At 38.5% G+C, this 21,665-nt stretch carries 19 protein-coding genes and 1 riboswitch; of the genes, 4 read left to right on the plus strand and 15 right to left on the minus strand.

The genetic code is table 11. From position 1 onward, the window contains the following. Nucleotides 1–2: 2 nt before the first annotated feature. The 3 genes from H4J75_RS17355 (at nucleotide 3) to H4J75_RS17365 (ending at nucleotide 2,787) form a co-directional block, all read left to right on the plus strand. Complete coding sequence (locus tag H4J75_RS17355) at nucleotides 3–659, plus strand: 3-oxoacid CoA-transferase subunit B (RefSeq protein WP_182217441.1); 657 nt, start codon at nucleotides 3–5, stop codon at nucleotides 657–659. A gap of 252 nt (nucleotides 660–911) precedes the next feature. Beyond that, nucleotides 912–1,011, plus strand: a riboswitch (cyclic di-GMP riboswitch). 63 nt (nucleotides 1,012–1,074) lie between these two features. Further along, a complete protein-coding gene (locus H4J75_RS17360) occupies nucleotides 1,075–1,434 on the plus strand; it encodes a DUF3718 domain-containing protein (protein ID WP_220465351.1) in 360 nt (119 codons plus the stop codon). A 198-nt stretch (nucleotides 1,435–1,632) separates the two neighbouring features. Further along, nucleotides 1,633–2,787 carry a patatin-like phospholipase family protein gene (locus H4J75_RS17365; protein ID WP_182217439.1) on the plus strand — a complete coding sequence of 385 codons (1,155 nt, stop codon included), beginning with the start codon at nucleotides 1,633–1,635 and terminating at the stop codon, nucleotides 2,785–2,787. A gap of 165 nt (nucleotides 2,788–2,952) precedes the next feature. Here the strand turns inward: H4J75_RS17365 and H4J75_RS17370 are convergent, their stop codons facing one another. Continuing rightward, nucleotides 2,953–4,920, minus strand: coding sequence for a monovalent cation:proton antiporter family protein (locus H4J75_RS17370; RefSeq protein ID WP_182222802.1), 1,968 nt, complete (start codon nucleotides 4,918–4,920; stop codon nucleotides 2,953–2,955). Between the two features lie 250 nt (nucleotides 4,921–5,170). Between H4J75_RS17370 and H4J75_RS17375 the strand changes: the two genes are divergently transcribed. Beyond that, nucleotides 5,171–6,061 (plus strand): GGDEF domain-containing protein, encoded by an 891-nt coding sequence (locus H4J75_RS17375; RefSeq protein WP_182222803.1) that lies wholly within the window; start codon nucleotides 5,171–5,173, stop codon nucleotides 6,059–6,061. 10 nt (nucleotides 6,062–6,071) lie between these two features. Here H4J75_RS17375 and H4J75_RS17380 read toward each other — a convergent pair whose 3' ends face one another. The 14 genes from H4J75_RS17380 to H4J75_RS17445 form a co-directional block, all read right to left on the minus strand. Then, on the minus strand, nucleotides 6,072–6,725 hold the full coding sequence (locus H4J75_RS17380) for a hypothetical protein (RefSeq protein ID WP_070376346.1): 654 nt from the start codon (nucleotides 6,723–6,725) through the stop codon (nucleotides 6,072–6,074). A 20-nt stretch (nucleotides 6,726–6,745) separates the two neighbouring features. Next, nucleotides 6,746–8,065, minus strand: coding sequence for a DEAD/DEAH box helicase (locus H4J75_RS17385; protein WP_182217431.1), 1,320 nt, complete (start codon nucleotides 8,063–8,065; stop codon nucleotides 6,746–6,748). A 79-nt stretch (nucleotides 8,066–8,144) separates the two neighbouring features. Then, on the minus strand, nucleotides 8,145–9,548 hold the full coding sequence (locus tag H4J75_RS17390) for a sodium:alanine symporter family protein (protein WP_220465352.1): 1,404 nt from the start codon (nucleotides 9,546–9,548) through the stop codon (nucleotides 8,145–8,147). Between the two features lie 153 nt (nucleotides 9,549–9,701). Next, the gene (gene pntB, locus H4J75_RS17395; RefSeq protein WP_182222804.1) at nucleotides 9,702–11,105 is read right to left on the minus strand and encodes a Re/Si-specific NAD(P)(+) transhydrogenase subunit beta; all 1,404 of its coding nucleotides are present in this window, start codon (nucleotides 11,103–11,105) and stop codon (nucleotides 9,702–9,704) included. A gap of 11 nt (nucleotides 11,106–11,116) precedes the next feature. Continuing rightward, nucleotides 11,117–12,652, minus strand: a complete 1,536-nt coding sequence (locus H4J75_RS17400) for a Re/Si-specific NAD(P)(+) transhydrogenase subunit alpha (RefSeq protein ID WP_182222805.1) — start codon at nucleotides 12,650–12,652, stop codon at nucleotides 11,117–11,119. 233 nt (nucleotides 12,653–12,885) lie between these two features. Further along, entirely contained in the window at nucleotides 12,886–14,223 is a 1,338-nt protein-coding gene (locus H4J75_RS17405) for a lipopolysaccharide assembly protein LapB (protein WP_182222806.1), read from the minus strand. A 10-nt stretch (nucleotides 14,224–14,233) separates the two neighbouring features. After that, entirely contained in the window at nucleotides 14,234–14,851 is a 618-nt protein-coding gene (locus H4J75_RS17410) for an energy transducer TonB (RefSeq protein WP_070377222.1), read from the minus strand. A gap of 15 nt (nucleotides 14,852–14,866) precedes the next feature. Beyond that, nucleotides 14,867–15,280, minus strand: a complete 414-nt coding sequence (locus tag H4J75_RS17415) for a biopolymer transporter ExbD (protein ID WP_070376341.1) — start codon at nucleotides 15,278–15,280, stop codon at nucleotides 14,867–14,869. 27 nt (nucleotides 15,281–15,307) lie between these two features. Further along, nucleotides 15,308–15,838, minus strand: coding sequence for a MotA/TolQ/ExbB proton channel family protein (locus H4J75_RS17420; RefSeq protein WP_182222807.1), 531 nt, complete (start codon nucleotides 15,836–15,838; stop codon nucleotides 15,308–15,310). Between the two features lie 3 nt (nucleotides 15,839–15,841). Next, a complete protein-coding gene (locus H4J75_RS17425; protein WP_182222808.1) occupies nucleotides 15,842–17,236 on the minus strand; it encodes a MotA/TolQ/ExbB proton channel family protein in 1,395 nt (464 codons plus the stop codon). Nucleotides 17,237–17,246: 10 nt separating this feature from the next. Continuing rightward, on the minus strand, nucleotides 17,247–18,038 hold the full coding sequence (locus H4J75_RS17430; RefSeq protein ID WP_182222809.1) for a DUF3450 domain-containing protein: 792 nt from the start codon (nucleotides 18,036–18,038) through the stop codon (nucleotides 17,247–17,249). A gap of 474 nt (nucleotides 18,039–18,512) precedes the next feature. Continuing rightward, a complete protein-coding gene (locus tag H4J75_RS17435) occupies nucleotides 18,513–19,166 on the minus strand; it encodes a helix-turn-helix domain-containing protein (protein WP_182222810.1) in 654 nt (217 codons plus the stop codon). A 496-nt stretch (nucleotides 19,167–19,662) separates the two neighbouring features. Then, a complete protein-coding gene (locus H4J75_RS17440) occupies nucleotides 19,663–20,895 on the minus strand; it encodes a serine hydrolase (protein ID WP_182222811.1) in 1,233 nt (410 codons plus the stop codon). A gap of 312 nt (nucleotides 20,896–21,207) precedes the next feature. After that, a complete protein-coding gene (locus H4J75_RS17445) occupies nucleotides 21,208–21,546 on the minus strand; it encodes a hypothetical protein (protein WP_182245235.1) in 339 nt (112 codons plus the stop codon). Nucleotides 21,547–21,665: the final 119 nt, after the last annotated feature.

Below are 21,665 nucleotides of genomic sequence, written 5' to 3' on the forward strand. Positions count from 1 at the left end.
CAATGGCTTTAACAAGAGAACAGCTAGCACAACGTGTAGCACAAGAATTACAAGACGGTTATTACGTTAACTTAGGTATAGGTATTCCAACGTTAGTTGCTAACTATATTCCTGCGGGAATAGAAGTGATGCTTCAATCTGAAAATGGTTTACTTGGCATGGGACAGTTTCCCACCGAAGACGAAATTGATGCAGATTTAATTAATGCCGGTAAACAAACGGTCACGATGGCAAAAGGTGCCTCTATCTTTGATAGTGCCGAGTCATTCGCAATGATACGTGGCGGACATGTCGACTTAACCGTACTAGGTGCCTTTGAGGTCGATGTAAACGGTAACATTGCTTCATATATGATCCCAGGCAAGCTGATTAAAGGTATGGGCGGTGCTATGGATTTAGTTGCGGGTGCTGACAATATTATTGTTACTATGACTCACGCTTCTAAACATGGTGTTTCAAAACTTTTATCTAACTGCACTTTACCGTTAACAGGTAAGGGTTGTATTAAAAGAGTACTAACTGATTTAGCCTTTATCGAAATTAAAGACGGCAAGTTTCATTTATTAGAGCGAGCGCCAGGGGTCAGTATTGAGGAAATAATAAAACTCACTGAAGGTGAATTAATTGTTCCTGAACATGTCCCTGAAATGAAATTTTAATAACCTAGCGGCATATTAATCATACGATTAAATAAAAAAAAAGAGCTTAAGCTCTTTTTTTTTTACCCTATATTTTAACATTACATTAAAGTTCACTTAATGATTTTGATAGTCAACCATTCGATTAAGCACATGTTCTATTTGAAAAAAAATTGATAAAAGTGTTTTTTTTATTAAATTTCTTTACGCATGTCACTAGCCTATTACACATTTTTCTTGCATTTATTGGCTCAATTCGCAATACTAAAAGGGACAAAGAAAAGGCAAAACACGTGAAATCGTGTTACGCAAAACCACCGGTCTAAGGGATTTATGTTTTATATATAAATTCTATGACAGCGGAGTCACCTCGTTATACAAGGTACATCCCGTGGTTTTTTCCTTTACTAACTAAATTAATTACAAGGTTACTAAAATGAAAAAATTATTACTAGCTTCTACCATCACTATTTTAACATTAACGTCTGTTGTATCGGCGCCGAAAGCACAAGCTGCTGACATCGCTCAAAGCGTTTGCCAGTATGTAGCTGCAGACGACAAGAAACGCATGCGTTCGTTCTTAAAAACGAATAGATTAAAAATTCGCAGTATCTTTCATGGTATTGAGTGTAATGGACAGAATCTGTTGGCGTTTGCATCGTCTAATGGTTCAGTTAAAACAGGTTCTTTGATGATTTCAAAGTTACCAAAGAAAGTTGTTTCTGAAAACTTAGCTATTTTGCAAACCGGATCGCAACCATTGATAGACGCAGCTAACGAACGCGTTAGCAGCTAAACTTATTTTTTAGTAGATGTTATTTGTTCAATCAAGTGTACTGTTTTACTAGATAATAATTCTATGTCATTTTAAAAAGCCTGCTTCTGCAGGCTTTTTTTTGCCTTAGTCATTTCAATCTATTTTTTGACTCGTTAAGCTAGCACCAAGTTAAAAAACTGATTACACTTAAGTTATACGAAGAAGACTGCGATATACATGTTGAATAAAAGAAGTTATAAAGACAGTAAGAATGCTTTAGTACTTACTGGCGGTGGCGCTCGAGCGGCTTATCAAGTAGGTGTGCTTTCTGCCATATCAAAATTTGTCCCTAGAAATCATGGCATCCCCTTTCCCATTATATGTGGCACCTCTGCTGGTGCTATAAATACCACAGCGCTAGCCTGTTATTCTTCATGCTTTCATTTGGGGGTAAAAAAATTAGAATGGGTTTGGAAGAATATTAATACCAGTCGAATATACCATAGTGATGGTATTCGGGTTTTCTCACATTTGGCGAAAGGTATGCTGGCAAGTTTCCAAGCAGATTATGCCAATAAAAGTGCGCGTAGTTTACTAAACAACGCGCCACTTCGTGACTTACTGAATATGGTGGTTGACTTTAAACGTATCGACACCAATATTTTACGTGGCTATTTATCTGCAGTTTCTATTACTGCATCAAGTTACAGTAATGGCGATTCGATTAGTTTTTATCAATCTGATGAGTCTATTTCTCCTTGGTTTCGCGCTAAACGTCGTGGTGAGCCTTGCCAAATTAATAGTGAGCACTTAATGGCTTCTGCCGCTATTCCCCTTGTGTTTCCTTCAATCAAAATTCGCCAAGAGCATTATGGTGATGGGTCTATACATCAACTTTCACCGTTAAGCCCTGCGATACATTTAGGTGGAGAAAATTTGTTTATTGTTGGTGTTGATCAACCTAAAGCACCACTTCATAGTAAAGTGAATAATCCTCATCCTCCGACAACCTCTACTGTTGCCGGTCATTTACTTGATACTATTTTCTCAGATACATTACACAGCGATATTGAACGTCTAGAACGAATTAATGAAACAATAAAACTTATACCACCAGAACTTAGAAAAGAAAAAGATGGTTTAAAACCGATATCATCATTTCTCCTTAATCCCAGTCATGACTTTAATGCCATGGCGGTAGAGTATTTTTCAGATCTACCACTATCGATACGTTTATTATTACGCAGCGTAGGTATCTCTAATGACTCTGAATCAAGTATTGTCAGTTATTTATTATTTGAAAAAAATTATTGTCGGCAGTTAATTAAACTGGGATTTGAAGATGCTATGGAGCAAGAGACTGCGATTAGAAAATTTTTATCTCTTGAATAGCGATCCATTGCTAAAGTAATAAAGTAAACGCCTTGTTGAACAAGGCGTTTATTGGCTTAGTACACTGCGGACAACCAAGAAAAAAATTCCCCCTCTCTTGGATGAAATGTCCTGCTCGTTATACTCATCTAGACCTAACAACACTGCGGACAGTCAAAGGAAAAGCTAAACCCCCTTTTGAACAAAGCGCTCTGCTCGTTCTACTCGTCGAGGCTTTCCGCGTACAATCAGGGTATCCTGAGCTTGAAGAATAGTGGCTTCATCGGGTTGCTCTGATTCAATATTGTTACGGCGAAGCGCAACCACCGTGACCCGTTTTGCCGATAAATTCAGTGACGCTATAGAATGCCCATTAGCATAAGAGTTTTCCGTTAATATAATCCCATTAGCGAATTCAATGCGATCCATAGCTTCAGGACTCATGTCAGTATGCTCACCCTGAAAAAACCCATGCAAATGGCTGTAGTGGTCTTTACGTTCTTTTTGTACACGGCGAATAATGCGAGAGAAAGGCACTCCGGTTAAAGATAACACTTGAGAGACCAGCATTAAACTGCCCTCTAAACTCTCTGGTACCACTTGATTAGCACCCGCTTCTTGCAATGCTTGTAGTTGATCGTCATTTCGAGTGCGGACAAGGATAGGAACATCGGGTGATAATGATCTAACTTTTTGAATAACCTCAAGTGATTGTTTGTCCTCACCAAAAGCAATAACAACAAGCTTAGCTTGCGATAAGTGAGCTGCTTGTAATAATTCAGTTTGTCTTGATGAGCCAAAAAGCACATTTTCTCCTGCTTCACGCGCTTTTGTTGCCCTAAGTGGGTCAATATCGATAGCAACAAACTTAATCGACTCTTGCTTTAAAAAGCGACTCACCGTTTGGCCAATTCGACCAAAACCACAAATAATGACATGGTCACTTAACTCTGTTTGCTCGGGAAGTTCAGCTAAATGATCGGTATCTATGGGCTTTTCGTTACTCAACATCAACGACCAACGACGAGCATTGTTAATCATATAAGGTGTTATCGCCATACTCAATACACCTGCGCCTAACAAGATAGAAGCAGTTTCAACCGGTAACAATTTAACCTGATTGGCTAAAGCGATAAGCACAAAACCAAATTCACCCATCTGTGCCAACATAATACCTGCAGCCCAAGCATCTTTAGCCGCTTCTCCTGCGCGTTTTGCTAAGAAGGCGATAATGAGTATCTTAACCACCATAAAGCTGACCATAACGCCGATAATAACCAATGGTGAGGAATAAACGATGCCGATGTCGAGTTTCATACCGACCGTTACAAAAAATAAACCTAGCAAGATATCACGATAAGGCCGAATATCGGCTTCAAGCTGATACTTGTACTGGCTTTCACCTAACATCATACCTGCGAGAAAAGCCCCTAAAGCCATAGATAAGCCAAACCATTGCGTCAATGATGATGCGACTAAGGTAACTAATAAGGTTGTTAAAACAAATAATTCATCGGTTCTAACTTGCGCCACTAAATTAAATAAACGTGGTAGCAACCATTTTCCGGCAAACATTAACAAGGTAACGACAAAGACGCCTTTAACTAGAGCGATCAGTAGCTCAACAACCATTGAACTATCAGACTCTTGGGCAAACATCGGGATGATAATTAATAAGGGAACAACGGCTACATCCTGAAAAAGTAAGATAGCAACAGAGAGCTGCCCAGACTTTCTTTTCATTGCGCCCGTTTCACTCAATTGCCGAATAACGATGGCTGTTGAAGAAAGCGCTATAATACCACCAATAATCAAAGCACTAGCAAATGTCTGACCAAACAACAAAGCAATGCCCATAAAAAAAGCTAGCGAAATACCTACTTGAAGACTACCAACCGCTAAGACCAGATGGCGCATGGCGATTAATTTAGGTAATGAAAATTCTAAGCCTAGGGTAAAAAGTAAAAAGACGATACCTAACTCAGCAAAGTGATCGTAATCCACTTGGTCTTGAACCAAAGATAAACCATGATCACCAACCAGCATACCTGCCACTAAGTAGGCTAAAATTGCCGGTAAGTGTAAACGGCGAAATAACCAAACAATAAGTACAGCACTTGATAGAATAGCTAAGAGTTCAAAATGACCTGTCACAAAAAATCCTTATTTTATCATTCGCATCGGTATTAAATTTATAAAAATAGAGTGAGCACTACTGAGTCTAAAGCAATTATCGGTAGTTTGACAGCGGCAACTCCTTGCCATTAATGAATTGTCAAAAATTCGTCAAAGATTTTATTAATATAAACTCATTTAATATCAATACTATAAAAACAACCACTTTAAAATAAATTTAGGTATAAAAATTGCTTAATCATATCTGATAAAATAATCAGGTGATGATATGCAGACATTAAATTTAGTAGATAATCAGGCTTTTCAATATAACGCTTTTAAAGTGTTTGATAGTCCTGACCATGAAAAATCTAATAGAAAATTAGCGTTAATGGAACAACTCCAAACATCGCTAGAGCTTGATCGTTTACTCAATATTTTTGCAATGGAAGCAGCTAAGTATGTCGATTTTTCAGGTCTATATTTCAAAAAAGGTGATATGACCGCTTCGATTAGAGGGAGTAGACAAGGTAAAAATGAACGTAGTTTTGAATTAAAACTAAACCAAAAGTTTGTTGGTATTTTGACCTACGCCATTAATTCACCAATAAGCATTACTAATTATAAGATACTTAATGAGTTACACCAGTATTTAATTCACCCATTAAATAATGCTTTACAGTATCAGGAAGCTTTGCTGTTAGCGATGCAAGATGGATTAACCTCTTTAAATAACCGTCGATGTTTTGATGAGCAGTTAAAGCGTGCTATGCACCATGCGAACCGCCAAAATAGTAAAGTCGGTTTAATCGTCTGCGACCTCGATAAGTTTAAATTAATTAACGACAGTCATGGCCATAATTTAGGTGATGAAGTCTTGATTCAGTTTTCTTTGGCGCTTAAAGAAAGTGTTCGAGATTCTGATAGTTTATTTCGATTTGGTGGTGATGAGTTTTCAATCATTGTTGAAAATGCCACGCTAGATTCTCTACTCGTTATTGAACAGCGGATATACAGCGCAATGACTCGTGATCCTTTATTATCAAAATATCAAGTCAGTTGTAGTTTAGGACATACTTTTATGGACAGGATGGATACGCAAGCAAGTTTTTTTAAACGCGCCGACAAAGCGCTATATCAAAGAAAAATATTTAAAGACCGTAAGCTAAGTTTAGTCTAGTGAGGTTAACTTAGCTTAACTTTTCGTCTTCTGCAAAATAGCGAAGCGCTAATTTTTGTTGCTCTGGCGTTCTGCCAATAAGCAGGCGGCAAAACCTTACCGCTTTGCCAAATTTGTCAATGCCGACAATTGATAGTGCTTTTTTAAAGTTTTCAGCCGACAAGTCATAGGTTTCTATAAAGTGTTCAATAGCAAGATCAACACTTGGGTAGGTTACCCCATCAAAAGTAAACTCAGTGCCAATATAATCAACATCGAGTTCGACGCCCTCAAGCGACAATAACCAGCCTTGATAATTTAAGCGTTGTTTGGCTATTTCATACATCATCCAAGCACTTTTTTGAAAGCCAACAAAATTTCCGCTTTCAAACTCACTATCGGCAAGCTCTTCTTTCGTCCAATTGATACCTATCGCTAAATCTTTTTGATAGGTTTGTGCTAAAAAGTGCTTAACATTATTGGCAACAGCCCAAATAGAATGCTGCTTTGCCTTTCTCGCTAAAGAAGTACATTCACGACAACTAGGTACAGATAATGGTGGATGTGAGCAATCAAAAACTAGAAAATATTGATGCGGAAAGCCAAATGTTAATTCAGATGGCTCGCCACAAAACCAGCACTGATGGCGTTGTTCAAAGGGTATATCAACTAAGGTGTGTGCCATAAGTACTGTTCAACAATAAATTATCTACGTTTGCCGGTAGGCGCTGGTTTGGCTTTTTTGGCCACTTTTGCACGTCGTTTAGCCGCAGGCGTACTGTCTGCCTTTTTACGGGCTATTAATTGGTTTTTCTCTTGTGTCGCTTTGTAACGGCTTTTCTTTAGAGGTTTATCTTCTTTTTCAGCATATTGTGCTGGTAAAGCACGTTCTAGTTCATATCCAGGGACAATTGTTCGTTCAAAAGTTCGACCAATTAATGCTTCGATATTTTCTAAAAACTGTTCATCTTTAGGGCTAACTAGTGAAATTGCCGTACCAGACTTTCCTGCTCGGCCTGTACGGCCAATACGGTGCACATAATCTTCAGCAAGATAAGGCAAGTGAAAGTTAACAACGTAAGGTAAATCAGGAATATCTAATCCTCGAGCTGCAACATCGGTAGCAACAAGCACGCGAACTTTTCCTTCCGTAAATTGTTCAAGGGCTTTGTTTCTTGCGCCTTGTGTTTTATCACCATGACACAACGCCGACTTAATTCCGTCAAGCTTAAGTTCTTTGGCGAGTATATTTGCACTTTCTTTGGTACCTGCAAAAACAAGTACTTGCTGCCAATTATTAATACCAATCAATTCTGATAACAATTCACATTTACGTGTTTCTGATACCCAATAAACTGATTGTTTAACCTTGCCTGATGTTGAATTTTGGCGTGAAACTTCTAAGGTTTTTGGCGTATGTAAGACTTGTTTAGCTAACGTTTTCACTTTATTTGAAAATGTTGCTGAAAACATCAATGTTTGATGTTTTTGCTTAATAACACTGATTAATTGCTGAATGTCATTTAAAAAACCCATATCTAGCATGCGGTCAGCTTCATCTAAAACAAGAAATTTAACTTGTGATAAATCTACATTTCTCGCCACTACATGCTCAAGTAGACGCCCAGGTGTAGCAACAAGTACATCAACACCTTGCTTTAACATTCTAGTTTGTGGTGGCATATTTACACCACCATAAACAGCACCGCAGCTTAATGGTAAAAATTCACTATAGCTTTCGATATTACGGGCAACTTGTTGAGTAAGCTCACGCGTTGGCGTTAAAATAAGTGCGCGAATGGTTTTTGATGAATTATTATCACTTGGAATTTTAGCTAAAGCCTCTAGTATAGGTAAACTAAAAGCGGCTGTTTTACCGGTACCTGTTTGCGCACTTGCCAGTAGATCAACCCCAGACCGAATAAGCGGTATAGCTTGCTGCTGAACAGGCGTCAACGTTTTATAACCACAGGCTTTAACTGCCTTTAATAGTTCAGCCGACAACCCTATTGCATCAACACTCATATATCACCACTTATCAAAAAAAAACGAAACCCAAAATTAAGGCGCGCATTCTAGCATAGTTTAAAGATTATTCATCAGACTATTTTTGCCAGATCCCTTTCGTCAAATTAAAACGATTATGCTCGCTTTCACTTGGCTTATAGCTCGGCAATTTTCCTTGGTTATGTTGCTGATGATAGTCTTGAGTAATACTCACCACAACTTTAGACAAGAGTAATAAAGCCGTGACATTAACTACCGTCATAAGCCCTGTAGATAAATCAGCTAAAGCAATAACTTGAGGTAAACTCGCTACTGAACCAAAAATCAACATCGCCAAAAATCCACAACGTAAAAACCAATGTCCAAGTGGATTATCCATATTTAAATACTTCAAATTATTTTCAGCATAAGCAAAGTTGGCAACAATTGAGGTGAAACCAAACAGTAATATAGCGATAGTAATAAAATCGCTACCCCATGCGCCCACTTGATAAGCTAACGCTTGCTGAGTTAATTGTATCCCTTGTGCATCGCTACCTGTTTCTTTGAATAATAAAATAAGAAAAGCGGTACAAGAACAAATAACAATAGTGTCAAAAAACACAGCAAGCATTTGTATATAACCTTGTGAAACAGGATGAGGAGGATAAGGTACTGCGGCGGCAGCGGCATTGGGTGAGCTCCCCATCCCCGCTTCATTAGAATAGAGTCCACGTTTTATGCCTTGGACTATTGCCGCACCAACTAAGCCGCTGCCCGCTTCTTTTAAACCAAAAGCAGAAGCAAATATATCGCTAATAATGGCAGGGATTTTTTCAATATTTAAAAAGATGACCGCTAGACAGACTAATAAATAAGCAAGCCCCATAAAAGGTACCGTTATTTCCGCAAAACGAGCGATGTTTTTCAAACCACCAAAAACAATAAAGGCCGTTGCTATAGTAATGACAATGCCGGTAAATAACGGGTTAATACCAAAAGAGCCGTCAAAAGCACTGGTAATTGAATGGGCTTGCACTGAGCTAAAAACAAAACCATATCCGAAAAATAAACACAGCGAAAAAGTCACCGCAAGTTTTCTACTTTTTAAGCCTTTGCTCATGTAATAAGCAGGACCACCACGAAAGTTTCCGTTGGCGTCTTTTTCTTTGTAGAGTTGGCCTAATGCACTTTCAGCAAAGGCAGTTGCCATACCAACAAGAGCAATAAGCCACATCCAAAAAACAGCACCAGCGCCACCTAAGGTAATAGCGACAGCTACCCCCATTAAATTTCCGGTGCCGACACGGGCGGCAAGCGAAGTACATAATGCTTGAAAAGAAGAGATGCCTTGGCTGTCTGTTTTACGACTTAATTTAAGTAACGTAAACATGTGAGTAAAGTGAGTTATTTGCAGGCACTTTAATCGCCAAGTAAACCAAATACCACAACCGGTCAGTAAATAGATAAGCACACTGCCCCATAAATAACCATTGATCGTACCTATCCATTGTTCTATCAAAATATCTTTCTCACCTTTTTAGATTATTACTAATTATCATAACAAACAAAGTACTACCAGCGTTAGACCCTATTAGTGTTAAGAAAAAAAATAGTACTAAGCAAAAAAAACCAGTGAACGATCACTGGTTTTTATTACTCAATGTAAAGTTAATTACAGCGCTTTAAATATTTTTTCAACAGAGTCTTTAGCATCACCAAATAACATCTGAGTATTTTCTTTAAAGAATAATGGGTTTTGAACCCCAGCATAACCGGTACTCATTGAACGTTTAAAGACAATAACTTGTTTAGCATTCCATACTTCTAGCACTGGCATACCGGCAATAGGGCTGGTTGGATCTTCTGCAGCTGCAGGATTTACCGTGTCATTTGCCCCAATCACCAAAACAACATCGGTTGTAGGGAAGTCATCATTAATTTCATCCATACTAAAAACAATATCATATGGAACTTTTGCTTCCGCTAATAAAACATTCATATGTCCAGGCAAGCGCCCTGCAACCGGATGAATAGCAAAGCGCACATCGATCCCTTTCGCTTTTAACGCTTGAGTCATTTCATAAACAGGATATTGAGCTTGCGCTACAGCCATACCATAACCTGGCGTAATAATAACGGATTTAGCTCCGCGCAACAGATCAGCAACAGCCTCGGCATTTATTTCAATGTGATCGCCATAATCAGTATCGTTATCAATAACAACATCGGTACCAAAACCTCCAGCAATAACACTAATAAAAGAACGATTCATCGCCTTACACATAATGTATGACAGTATTGCCCCTGATGACCCCACCAAAGCGCCGGTTACAATTAACAAATCGTTGTTAAGCATAAAACCTGCGGCTGCGGCTGCCCATCCAGAATATGAATTGAGCATAGAGACAACAACAGGCATATCAGCACCGCCAATTGAAGCGACTAAATGCCAACCAAAGACAAGTGCAATAAAAGTCATCATGTACAATGGATTAATAGCGCCATCACTTTGAACAAAGCTAATAAGTAAAACTAAAGTAACAATACCTGCGACTAAATTTAACTTATGGCGATGTGGCAACATCAATGCTGAAGAGCTAATAACACCGCGTAATTTAGCAAAAGCGACAATTGAACCGGTAAAGGTTACCGCGCCAATAAAAACACCTAAGAATACTTCAACTAAATGAATGTTGGTCTCCATTTGTTGGGTATCGGTTAGGTTTAACGCTAAAGAGTGGTCCATTTCAAAATAACTGTTAAAGCCAACAAGTACCGCCGCTAGGCCAACAAAACTATGTAAAATAGCGACCAGCTCTGGCATCTGCGTCATTTCAACTTTTTTGGCTAAATGTAAACCAATAAAAGCGCCAACTGACATGGTAATAAATATCACTAAAACATTATCGACACGTGGGTCGGCAATGGTTGCGATTAAAGCAACGGCCATACCCGTGATGCCATACCAATTACCTGTTTCAGCCGTTTCTTGCTTACTTAACCCTGAAAGACTAAAAATAAATAATAATGCAGCAACAATATAAGCTGCGCTAATTAACCCTTGAGAAAATTCCATCAATGCGCCCCTTATCTTCTAAACATTTTTAACATACGTTTGGTCACTACAAAGCCACCAACAATATTTATTGTGGCAATGAGCACCGCAATCCCCGCAAGTATTTGTATCAATATATTGTCTTGCCCTATTTGTAACAAAGCGCCAACAATAATAATGCCCGAAATGGCATTAGTAACACTCATTAAAGGCGTATGCAGCGAATGACTGACATTCCACACCACGTTGTAACCAATAACACAAGAAAGCACAAAAACAGTGAAATGAGAGAGAAAATCCGCGGGAGCAACACTGGCCACCCAAGCAAACAATAACGCGCCTATTGCCATAAACAGATGCTTTTTAGTTTGTGATGCGGGTTCTTCTTTCACATCGACTGCTTTAATTTTTACTGGAGCAGGTTTAGTGGGTGCCGCACTGACTTGAATTGGTGGTGGCGGAAAGGTAATTTCATCATGATTAACGACGGTCATATTTCGAACCACTTGATCTTCAAAATCAACCGTAATGGTACCGTCTTTATTTGGACACACTAATTTAGTTAAATTAACCAAATTATTTGAATAGAGCTGTGATGCTTGATTGGGTAAACGAGAAACTAAATCTGTGTAACCAATAATTTTAACACCACCAACATTAGAAACTTTACCCGGAACGGTTAAGGCACAATTACCACCACCCGCGGCCGCTAAATCAACAATAATTGAACCGGGTTTCATTGAATGAACCATGGCTTCTGTAATTAACTTAGGCGCTGGTTTGCCTGGGATCATCGCTGTGGTAATAATAATATCAACATCTTTGGCTTGTTCTGCAAAGAGTGCCATTTCAGCATCAATAAATGCTTTACTCATTTCTTTTGCATAACCATCGCCTGATCCCGTATCTTCGGGTTCTTCGTAGTCAAGCTCAAGAAACTCTGCGCCCATACTTTCAATTTGTTCCTTTACTTCGGGGCGCGTATCAAAAGCGCGAACCACAGCGCCTAAACTTCCAGCGGTACCAATAGCAGCAAGACCTGCAACACCCGCACCAATGATCATTACTTTTGCAGGAGGCATTTTACCCGCAGCTGTAATTTGTCCTGTTAAGAAGCGTCCAAAAAGATGGGTTGCTTCAATAACAGCGCGATAGCCGGCAATATTTGCCATTGAACTTAGTGCATCCATTGACTGAGAGCGAGTCATACGTGGCACCATTTCCATGGCAAAGGTCGTAATTGATTTTTCGCGTAAGGCTTCGAGTAACTCTGGACTTTGCGCTGGTGCAATAAAACTGACTAAATGTGCGCCATCTTTCATTTGTGCAACTTCATCAAGTGAAGGTGCATTTACTTTAAAAATAATATCTGACTGCCAGCATATTTTTTTAGTGACTAATGAAGCTTCTGCGTCGGCAAACTCTTCATCAGTAAAACTGGCTTTTGTGCCAGCTCCTTTTTGTACTTGGACACTAAAGCCAAGCTTAAGTAGAGCAACTACCGAGCTTGGCGATGCTGCTACTCGGTTTTCCCCTGTTAGTGTTTCTTTAGGTATTCCAATATTCATAAGCCACCTTTTTTAAAAGGTTGCAACTTCAACGTAAATTAAGATAAAGCTGCAACATATTACTTTTCTTATGGGTTTTATAATTAATGTTTTACCATCAATTGAATGAATTTCATACACCTAAAAATAATAACGGCTATTTTCATAATAAATATAGCCAGCTCCCCCTGAACTAACTTTTTGTCCGTCAAGGGGATGTTCGCAGAGGAGAATAAGGTAAAACTACGGAATAATTAATTTAACATCGCCAAATTTTGCTTAGCAACTTGCTCTTTTTCAACATACTGAAACCATTGTTTCGCTGTTTTAGCCGAACTTTTAATTTTTTTGGCTTGTTCAAAGGCAGATAAAGATTCGCCAAATTTTTGCAGATTAAATTCCGCCATACCTTTGGCTAAATACATATTACCTAGGCTAACTTCTGAAGCTAAGTCACCACGACTTAGTGCTTCATTAGCTGAATTAATAGCAAGTTGCCATTTTTCTAAGTTTAAATAAGCTTGTGCTAAAGCAGCATCAAACTTACCTGTTTCAGAAATTTCTGCTGCTTTAATTAATACCGGAATTGATTTTTCATCATCTTTTGCCGCTATGTATGCATTAGCCAGCATCTCTAAATATTTTTCTTGGGCGATAACTTGACCACTGTCTATTGCTTCAGCGAGTAAGTTTGCCGCTTTAATTGGCACGTTATGAAAGCGATACAGCTGTACTAAGGTGATAATGTCAGTTGACTGAGTCACATAGCCCGCTTGCCAAGCGCTTTCCATCACCGCAAGCTGCTTATCTTCTTGGCCAATTTCACCATACATTGCTGAAAGCTGTAACCAATATTTAGGTTTATTGTAATAACGAACCAGGTTTTCTATCACAGCGGTTACTTCAATTGGCTGCTTTAATTCAAAGTAATTTGCACGTTGTAAAATCAACCAATTTTCTTTAGGAATTTCATTGGCTGCGATACTTTGTTCAATAGCCTGTGAAACATAGTGCAGAGACTGCTGATATTGTTTATTTTGATAATGAACTTGGGCAAATAAGACTTGTTGAGTATCGGTAATGGCTTTGTCGTTAGTTGCTTGCCACAAAACTAAAAACTTTAAAGATTGCGGAAAGTTTTGCATTTGCATTGATAATTGCGCTAAAGAGTAAAGTGTCGACAGCCTTAATGTTTCAGGGATCGCCTTTTCATCGATAACTTTTTCAAAGCTATCAATGGCTGAAGCGACATCGTCATTACCATAATACATAAAGCCATAAAAATTCCATAACATCGCACGTTCGTAACTGTTTAAACTATCAATGCGGTCTTGCACTTCATCAAGTACATCAAAGCCCTCTAAACCGTTACCCTCATCAGCAAGTTTTTGTGCTCTTGCCAATTGCGTATAAACACGGTTACGCATCGCGGGTACTTTCACTGAGGTTGTTTCTTTACCCAACTGTGCTGATGATTGCGCATTTGCAATACTGCCACCCATATTTTGGTTAAGTATTACCGGAGCGCTAAAGAGAAACGCGATTGAAAGGCAAGATAGCGCTTTTCTTTTTAATATTGTCATTTTAGTCATCTCCGACTCCTTAACCTTCTATTTGGAAAGAAATTTTATTCTGCACGCCAGCAACTTCCATAGCGACACCATCAACTACCCGTGGTTTGTACTTAAATTTTAATGCTGCCGCCATTGCCGCTTGATCAAAAATCCCTTCAGGTTTAGCTTCAACAACTATAGCGTCTCGCACTGAACCATTTTTAGTGACAATAAATTCAACAATAACATACCCTTCAATGCCCCGAGATTGAGCACGACGTGGGTAAATAGGTGAGACTTTCACTATGGGCAAATAGTCGCCATCACCGCCACTTAAACTTAACCCCCCAGCTAAACTTAAATCGGTTTGAATATCAGCACCAAACCCACTAGCAGTGCTTAATGCATTGGGATTAGCTTGCTGCATTTGTGGTTGCTGCATTTGCGGTGGAGGTGCTTTAGGTGCTGGTGGTTTTTGCGGTTTACGTTCTTTTTTTGTAAGTTGCTGCTCTTTTTTCAATCTAATAAAATCGAGCACATTACCGCGAGGCGCTTCAGTTAAGGCATTATTACCACCAGAAATAAGCGCTTGCATCCCCCATAAAAGAAAGAAAGTCATCACCACAGCAAGTAATAAACCTATGCTGTAACGGGCAGGAGTATTCATCACGGTTGCCATGACTTAGCCCTCTTGAGCAGCAATTGAAACATCAAAAACACCCGCTGAACGAGCAGCGTCCATCACTTTAATTAACGTATCAGTTGTCGATGCTTTATCGGCTTGAATAACAACAGTACCCTGTGGATTTTCTGCCTTTAAGCGCTCAATATTGGCTTGTACGGCTCGAATATCAATACGACGCTTATTGATCCAAATATCGCCTTTATCACTAATTGCCACTAAAATATTGGCTCGTTCCTTTTTAACGGCAGTAGCCGCTTCTGGTCGATTCACTTCAATACCCGCTTCTTTAACAAACGAGGCGGTAACAATAAAAAATATCAATAAAATGAAGACCACGTCTAACATAGGCGTCATGTTAATTTCTTCAGCTTCTTCTTGTTCTTGTAAAATATTTGATAGTTGAGAACGCATAGCGTTACTCCTTAATTAAACTGCTAATTATTGGTGAGCCATCGGAAGACTGTCTTCCATTTGCTCAGTTCTACGTTTAGTTTTACGCTGTAACCATGTCACCATAAATACACCAGACAAAGAGCCGACCATGCCAGCCATTGTTGGAATAGTCGCGCGCGAAACGCCTGAAGCCATTGACCGTGCATTACCACTGCCCGAAATTGCCATAACGTCAAACACTTCAATCATACCGGTTACCGTGCCCATCAAACCAAGCAGTGGACACAAGACAACTAAACATTGAATTAAGGTAACGTTAGTTTTAAGCATTTCAGTGGCTCTTGATATATGAGCAATTCTTATATGCTGGGCATTCCACGAATTTCGTTCTGGGCGTTTAAACCAACTTTTAATGATGTTTTCTTTCACCGTTTTATAACTGTGCAAGTAAAAAAACAATCGTTCAAAAATAAGTAACCACATTAAACAAATAACCGCGGCGATAACGCTTAACACTAGCCCCCCCGTATCCAAAAATTCTTGGATACGATTCATCATTTCGATGAAGAGGATCATGGTTTATGCTCCTTGCTTTGATGTCAGCGGTTTTTCAGAGCTTTCTGAGCGTTCAGCTAAAATCCCTGCACTTTGTTGTTGTAAAATATTAATAATACCGCGACTTCGGGTGTTGAGCAGTGTAGAAATAAAGACCATGGGAATAGCAACAACTAAGCCCAGTACCGTTGTTACTAATGCTTGAGAAATACCACCTGCCATTAGTTTAGGGTCACCTGTGCCAAATAAGGTAATCGCTTGAAAGGTATTGATCATCCCTGTAACTGTGCCTAACAAACCAATTAAAGGCGCAACTACTGAAATGATTTTGATGAAAGTGAGCCGAGTTGTTAATACAGGGACTTCTTTTAAAATACTTTCAGAGAGCTTTAACTCTAAGGTTTCAACGTTATCAAGGGGATTTTTATCTTGGACTAACATAACCCGACCCAGTGGATTGTCATTTGATGCTTGATCGCTCTTTAATTGACGATTGACTTTACTGCCAATGAAAAAGAGTGTGATAAAACGTTCAATCGCAATCAGTAAACCAATGAGACCAATCGCTAAAATAACATAACCAACCGCACCACCTTGTTCAACGCGTTCTTGTAAGTCAGGTGCTTGTACTAACAATCCTAAGATTGAACCACCTGTTGGGTCTAAAGCAAAAGGAACGACTTGATTAGTGCTTGAGGTGAGTGCATTAGCACTTGATAAATAACGACTCGATGGTTGTCTCATTAATTGTGCAACAGAAGCTGTTTCATCAATATATTCAAGATACTTTCCTTGTGAAACTAGATTAAAACCACCAACACGCACCACATCTGCTTGGCTTTTCTCACCGTTTGCTAACACAATTTCTCGGCTAAATTTATGTACTTTTCCACTTTGTGTCATTTCACGTTGTAATTCAAACCACAAACGTTCAATTTCTTCAATCGAGGCTAATTTTGATGAGGAGCCCATACTTTGCGCAAACTCATCAAGAAACTGACCTCGACCAGGAATTTGTGCCGAAATAACAGAAGTTTGAAATTTACTGCGCGTATCACCAGCGACTTGTTGTAATACACCAAACAATTCTTTTAATTCACCCATACGCTTATTGAGCGCATCGGTATTATTACCTAAGGTTACATCGTTATCTTGAAAGTTTTTTTCAAGTTGTGTACTTAAGTTAATCGCTTGATCTCGCTGCTGTCTTGCTTGGTTTAACAATTGGGTTTGTTGGCTTTTTTTCGCATTGAACTCTGCTTCTCTATCTTGATTTTGCTTACTTTGTGCAATTTTTCCTTGCGCTAATTGTGACAGTAAGTCATCTAAACTCGTTGCTTGTTGCGCGATGGCATTGCCACTGAATACTGAAAAAGCTGACAAAGTTATTGCCGATATTAATAGAAGTAATTTTTTCATGGGTTATTCCTTATTCGGCCGAGTTTTGCGTTACGGGGACAATAATTAAATCGGGGGCAAGTTGTTTACGAGCAATGCGTAAACCTTTATTAATATCTAAACGATATTGCGCTGAAAGAGGCTGCCATGATTTAGAAGCGTTATCCCACAAACCTAACTTTTGACCATCACGTGTTTGATACACTAGACTTACGCGGCCAATTCTGAGGAAATCAACATTTTGCTCACTACCGTCAATATCAATTAAGCCAGAATACGCCTCTATTGTTCGCCCATAATCAACTTCAATTTGATAAGCGGCGAGTACTCGGCGAAACTTTTCAGAAATAGCAACATCAGCGCGTTCCATCATACTGTGTAAATCAGCAATACGTTTATTACGCTCGGTTGTTAAAAACTGCACATCCAAGGTAATAAAGTTTGCTAAGGTTTCAATCATACGCGCCATTAACGGTGAAACTTGTCGTTCTATAATACTCACTTGTTCCATTGACACGGCTATTTGGTCAAGCTCTTTCAATTGGTTCGCCACTTGGGTTTTCATTTGCTGGTTATAAACAGTTAAGCCATCAATTTCCTTGTTAATGGTTTTAAACTGTTGTGACTTCGTTTGTATTTGCTCGTTAATAGCATTAACGCGCTGTTGAGACTGACTGGCCGATTGGTTAATTTCTTTACCAGCATCAACGACTTGGCTGAGCTGTTTATCATTATCCGCTAGTGTGGGTGTTGCATCGCTAATTAAGCTAGTTGTGCTTAAGCTCAGTAATAAACAAGCTTGTGCAATTTTCGAAAGAGTCATAAAAACCTTTTGCCTTTGTTTGAGCTAATCAGATCTTATTTGATTACCCCTAAAATTAATGTCGATAATATTAATGGCTAAATATGACAATTAAGTTTCAGGAATATTGCCGATTTATTAAATGACAAGGTTGTGACATTTTTCTTACTGTGGAAATTCAGATTGATATTAATAATTTATCTTGAGGGAATGCGGAGGAGTCATTAAAATTAAAATCGTGTCAATAAATCAGAATTTTATCATTGCACACGATGCTTGAGTTAATGACTGCTTCAAGATAATAGCTGGCGTTGGTACTTGTCATTTAAACGACAACCTTGCGCGAGCAGCGGACGATTAAGCAGGCAAGCGTACGGTTATTATTACCTCAACTGGGGTCATTAACTCTTGTAGGTTAAAGTTGATTCGATTCAGGTTTTGCATCGCTATTTTGTCGTACTTCAACCTTGATACTAAGTAATTGTTACTTTAAAATTACTCTACATTATCTTTAGCATCGACAATAGCTTGAATAAGATAGTTTGGCTGATTCGTTCCTAACCTAATAAATGAACCACCCTTTAGTTCAATTTCTATACCTAAAAGCCCCGAAACATTATAAATCCAACCAGTTCCAAATGAGTGTATACCGAATCCCATCCATATTGGGTTTTTCACATTATTGCAATTCGCAATTTCTTCCAGTGATATTTGTTTTTTAAATACTCCCGGACCAAAATACCACCTTACTTCACTTTCATTAACTTCAATTGTCATGGAGCTAAATATAATAGCAACTATAGTTAGCACACCGAAAATAATCCCTAGAGCTTCCGATGGTAAAAATTTATATAAGTCATTTATTCCTAGTATTGCAGCCGCTAAAATAACTATAGCGGTGAATGTAACAATTCCCCATTGCTTGTGCTTATATGCTTGGTAACACCCATCACGCCAGACAAGAGTAGCTGCATCTACTTCAAAAACAGATGCTAGTGACATTATTGTTTCGGATGAACAACTTCCGCGAGACTCCAACCTTTGAATAGTTCTTAAGCCAAGCCCACTTACTTTTGATAAATGCTCTTGCGACCAGAGTCTTTCCGTTCTGTATTTTCTAATAAGTGATGATTTTACTTTCATATCCATAATTCATAACCTCAGTTAAATAGAGGAATGAAACTACCCTAATATTATCAATTTCTGTTACGCCACTTCACCGCCAATACCCCGCCTACTTCACTATCTAACTGATAATTAGTAATAATCGAATATTGAGTGGTGTATCTGACATAACGCTCCATTAAGCCGGTAAAAAGGGTTGGCTATAATCGCGAAGCGATAGCCAACTGTTATTATCCGTTTAAGCAACTTGTTATTTGCAGCCATATCCGTATTAAACACCATAGAGCAAAGCTCGTTATTTAATTTTATAAAGTCTAAACCTTTCAGCTACCAATAAACCACTGACATTATCAGCTTGATCCCGATGGAATACAAACGGGTTCATTTCAGATTCAACATTAATAAATGTCACCTTATTGGAAGGTATTAGTCGTGAAAACAGCGCTTCATGTTTTTCTTTAACTTTAGGCAGCCCATCAATAATTTTGACCTCCACAATGAAGCCACCAGTTATCAGTTTCTACTCTCCTATAAAGCCCTTGAGATTGTTCATAAATAAAGTTAACGGTTCTATACTCTTTCGTGAGTGAAAGCCCATTTTATAATATTTGGAGATAGCGCTCATAATTTTTTGATTAATTTGCCGCGCATTATCACCATTACTCATTACTACCATCCCTTCGCCTCTATTCACGAAGGCTTTAAATTCATTAGTAAAACCAAGGTTTTTTCCAGAATGAGAAAAAACAAGTTGATTGTTAACTTCACTCATCGCTGGCCCTAGCCCCCAATTTCCTTGATGCATACTGAACATAGCGGTTACTGTCGATTTTTTTACTATTCCGTCATTCTTTCCTGCCATTATTTCTTGCATATGAATAGCATAAATCGCTAGATCTGACGGGGTAGTCCATAATCCCGCTGCGGCCTTCTCTGCGTAGTCATTGTATATTGCTGGATACATTTCACCATTAGAGTCATAAGCTGCACTGGTATGTTGTTTTAATTTTTTGGGTAACACATGTTGAAAGGTACTATTGAACATGCCCATAGGTTTAAGAATTTGATTGTCAGCATATTCAGAAAATGGCATTCCTGTGACATCTTCTACTATTTTTTGCATTATAGTATAGCCACCACCTGAATACCGCCATTTACTTCCCGGCGCTTCATTGACCTCAACTTTATCGGTATTTCCTTTACCACTTAGCACATCAGTTGTACTTGGTATTTCACTACCTGTTGCATATCCGGGAAAGCCGTGAACACTAATACCGCCAGTGTGGGTAAGGAGGTGACGTAAGGTAACGGGGTTTTCTTTAGTTAATAAGTCCCCCTTAACTTGCCAACCTTTTAGATATTGATTAACATCAACATTAAGATCTAACTCTCCTTTTTCAACCAATTTTAGCGCAGCAAGTGCTGCAACTGGTTTACTAATTGACCCCGCTTGAAATAACGTAGTCGAGTCTACCTTTCTTGTACCAGTAGCAATACCGTAACCTTTTGACCAATCAATTTTTCCTTTATGAATTACCGCAATACTAAGGCCAGGTACATTTAACTGCTTCATAAGATTTACGATTGAATCACTCGATTCGGTTTCGCTGTTAGTCTTTATATTACTTTTTAAATTATTCTCAATGACCTCAATGGCTTCGCTGCTCGCATAAACTGCACTTGTAAATATTAATACAGTGAGTGAAATAAGCGAAGAAAAGAGAAAGTCGGTGGTTTTAGTTTTATATTTCAATGATAGTTCCTTTATTAAATAATATTATGTATTAGAAAAATAATTCCATTGTAGCTATTCTGAATGAAGCTTTTTTCAACTCATTCATCCAACTAGTTCCCCCGCGAGCATCATGCCGAGAACATCCAAATAAAACACTAAAAAATTAATTTTCAATACGATAAACATCAGGTAATAAACATAGACTTCGTCATATTACTTAGGCTTAAACCTGCATATAACGCTTTGCTAAGCGGCTAAAAATGGCTGGCTATAATACCGAAGTACGAGCATAGCCAGCTGCTTGTGTCCGTTTAAGCAGCTGGCTATATTTTATTTTACACTTATCTCATTTATTTTTAGGATTTTTTTAAAAGCTGAACTAATAGCTTCAAAATATTGATGTTTTAAATAATCTTTAGCAATGTAGGCGTGACCATCGTAACCATACTTGATAATCAAATTGCTAGGTATCCCTTGCCTACCTTCGGTAAAGTACACTTCGGTAATCTCTGAAAATTTAAGATCGATGACTTTTAAAGAATCACCCAACTCAGTAAAAATCATAGATTTAACATTAATAGTAATTACACGTTTATGACCATGTAATCTAAAATATGTTTTAATACCGCAATCAAGCCACCCATAATAACTTGTTTGTTTTTTCAACAATAAACTACACTTAATTTACCCTCTTATAAGTGTGGTGATTGTTATGCCCAAGCCTCGTTCACAACAAATTAGTTTATCTGATACGCCGTATTATCATATTTGCAGTCAAACCGTTCGAA

This window comes from Colwellia sp. BRX10-1 (assembly GCF_014077545.1).
Classification (GTDB): domain Bacteria; phylum Pseudomonadota; class Gammaproteobacteria; order Enterobacterales; family Alteromonadaceae; genus Colwellia_A.

Coding starts and splice junctions, on each gene's coding strand:
- H4J75_RS17355 (WP_182217441.1), top strand. CDS start 3: ATGGCTTTAACAAGAGAACAGCTAGCACAACGTGTAGCACAAGAATTA.
- H4J75_RS17360 (WP_220465351.1), top strand. CDS start 1,075: ATGAAAAAATTATTACTAGCTTCTACCATCACTATTTTAACATTAACG.
- H4J75_RS17365 (WP_182217439.1), top strand. CDS start 1,633: ATGTTGAATAAAAGAAGTTATAAAGACAGTAAGAATGCTTTAGTACTT.
- H4J75_RS17375 (WP_182222803.1), top strand. CDS start 5,171: ATGCAGACATTAAATTTAGTAGATAATCAGGCTTTTCAATATAACGCT.
- H4J75_RS17380 (WP_070376346.1), bottom strand. CDS start 6,725: ATGGCACACACCTTAGTTGATATACCCTTTGAACAACGCCATCAGTGC.
- H4J75_RS17385 (WP_182217431.1), bottom strand. CDS start 8,065: ATGAGTGTTGATGCAATAGGGTTGTCGGCTGAACTATTAAAGGCAGTT.
- pntB (WP_182222804.1), bottom strand. CDS start 11,105: ATGGAATTTTCTCAAGGGTTAATTAGCGCAGCTTATATTGTTGCTGCA.
- H4J75_RS17400 (WP_182222805.1), bottom strand. CDS start 12,652: ATGAATATTGGAATACCTAAAGAAACACTAACAGGGGAAAACCGAGTA.
- H4J75_RS17405 (WP_182222806.1), bottom strand. CDS start 14,223: ATGACTAAAATGACAATATTAAAAAGAAAAGCGCTATCTTGCCTTTCA.
- H4J75_RS17410 (WP_070377222.1), bottom strand. CDS start 14,851: ATGAATACTCCTGCCCGTTACAGCATAGGTTTATTACTTGCTGTGGTG.
- H4J75_RS17415 (WP_070376341.1), bottom strand. CDS start 15,280: ATGCGTTCTCAACTATCAAATATTTTACAAGAACAAGAAGAAGCTGAA.
- H4J75_RS17420 (WP_182222807.1), bottom strand. CDS start 15,838: ATGATCCTCTTCATCGAAATGATGAATCGTATCCAAGAATTTTTGGAT.
- H4J75_RS17425 (WP_182222808.1), bottom strand. CDS start 17,236: ATGAAAAAATTACTTCTATTAATATCGGCAATAACTTTGTCAGCTTTT.
- H4J75_RS17430 (WP_182222809.1), bottom strand. CDS start 18,038: ATGACTCTTTCGAAAATTGCACAAGCTTGTTTATTACTGAGCTTAAGC.
- H4J75_RS17435 (WP_182222810.1), bottom strand. CDS start 19,166: ATGGATATGAAAGTAAAATCATCACTTATTAGAAAATACAGAACGGAA.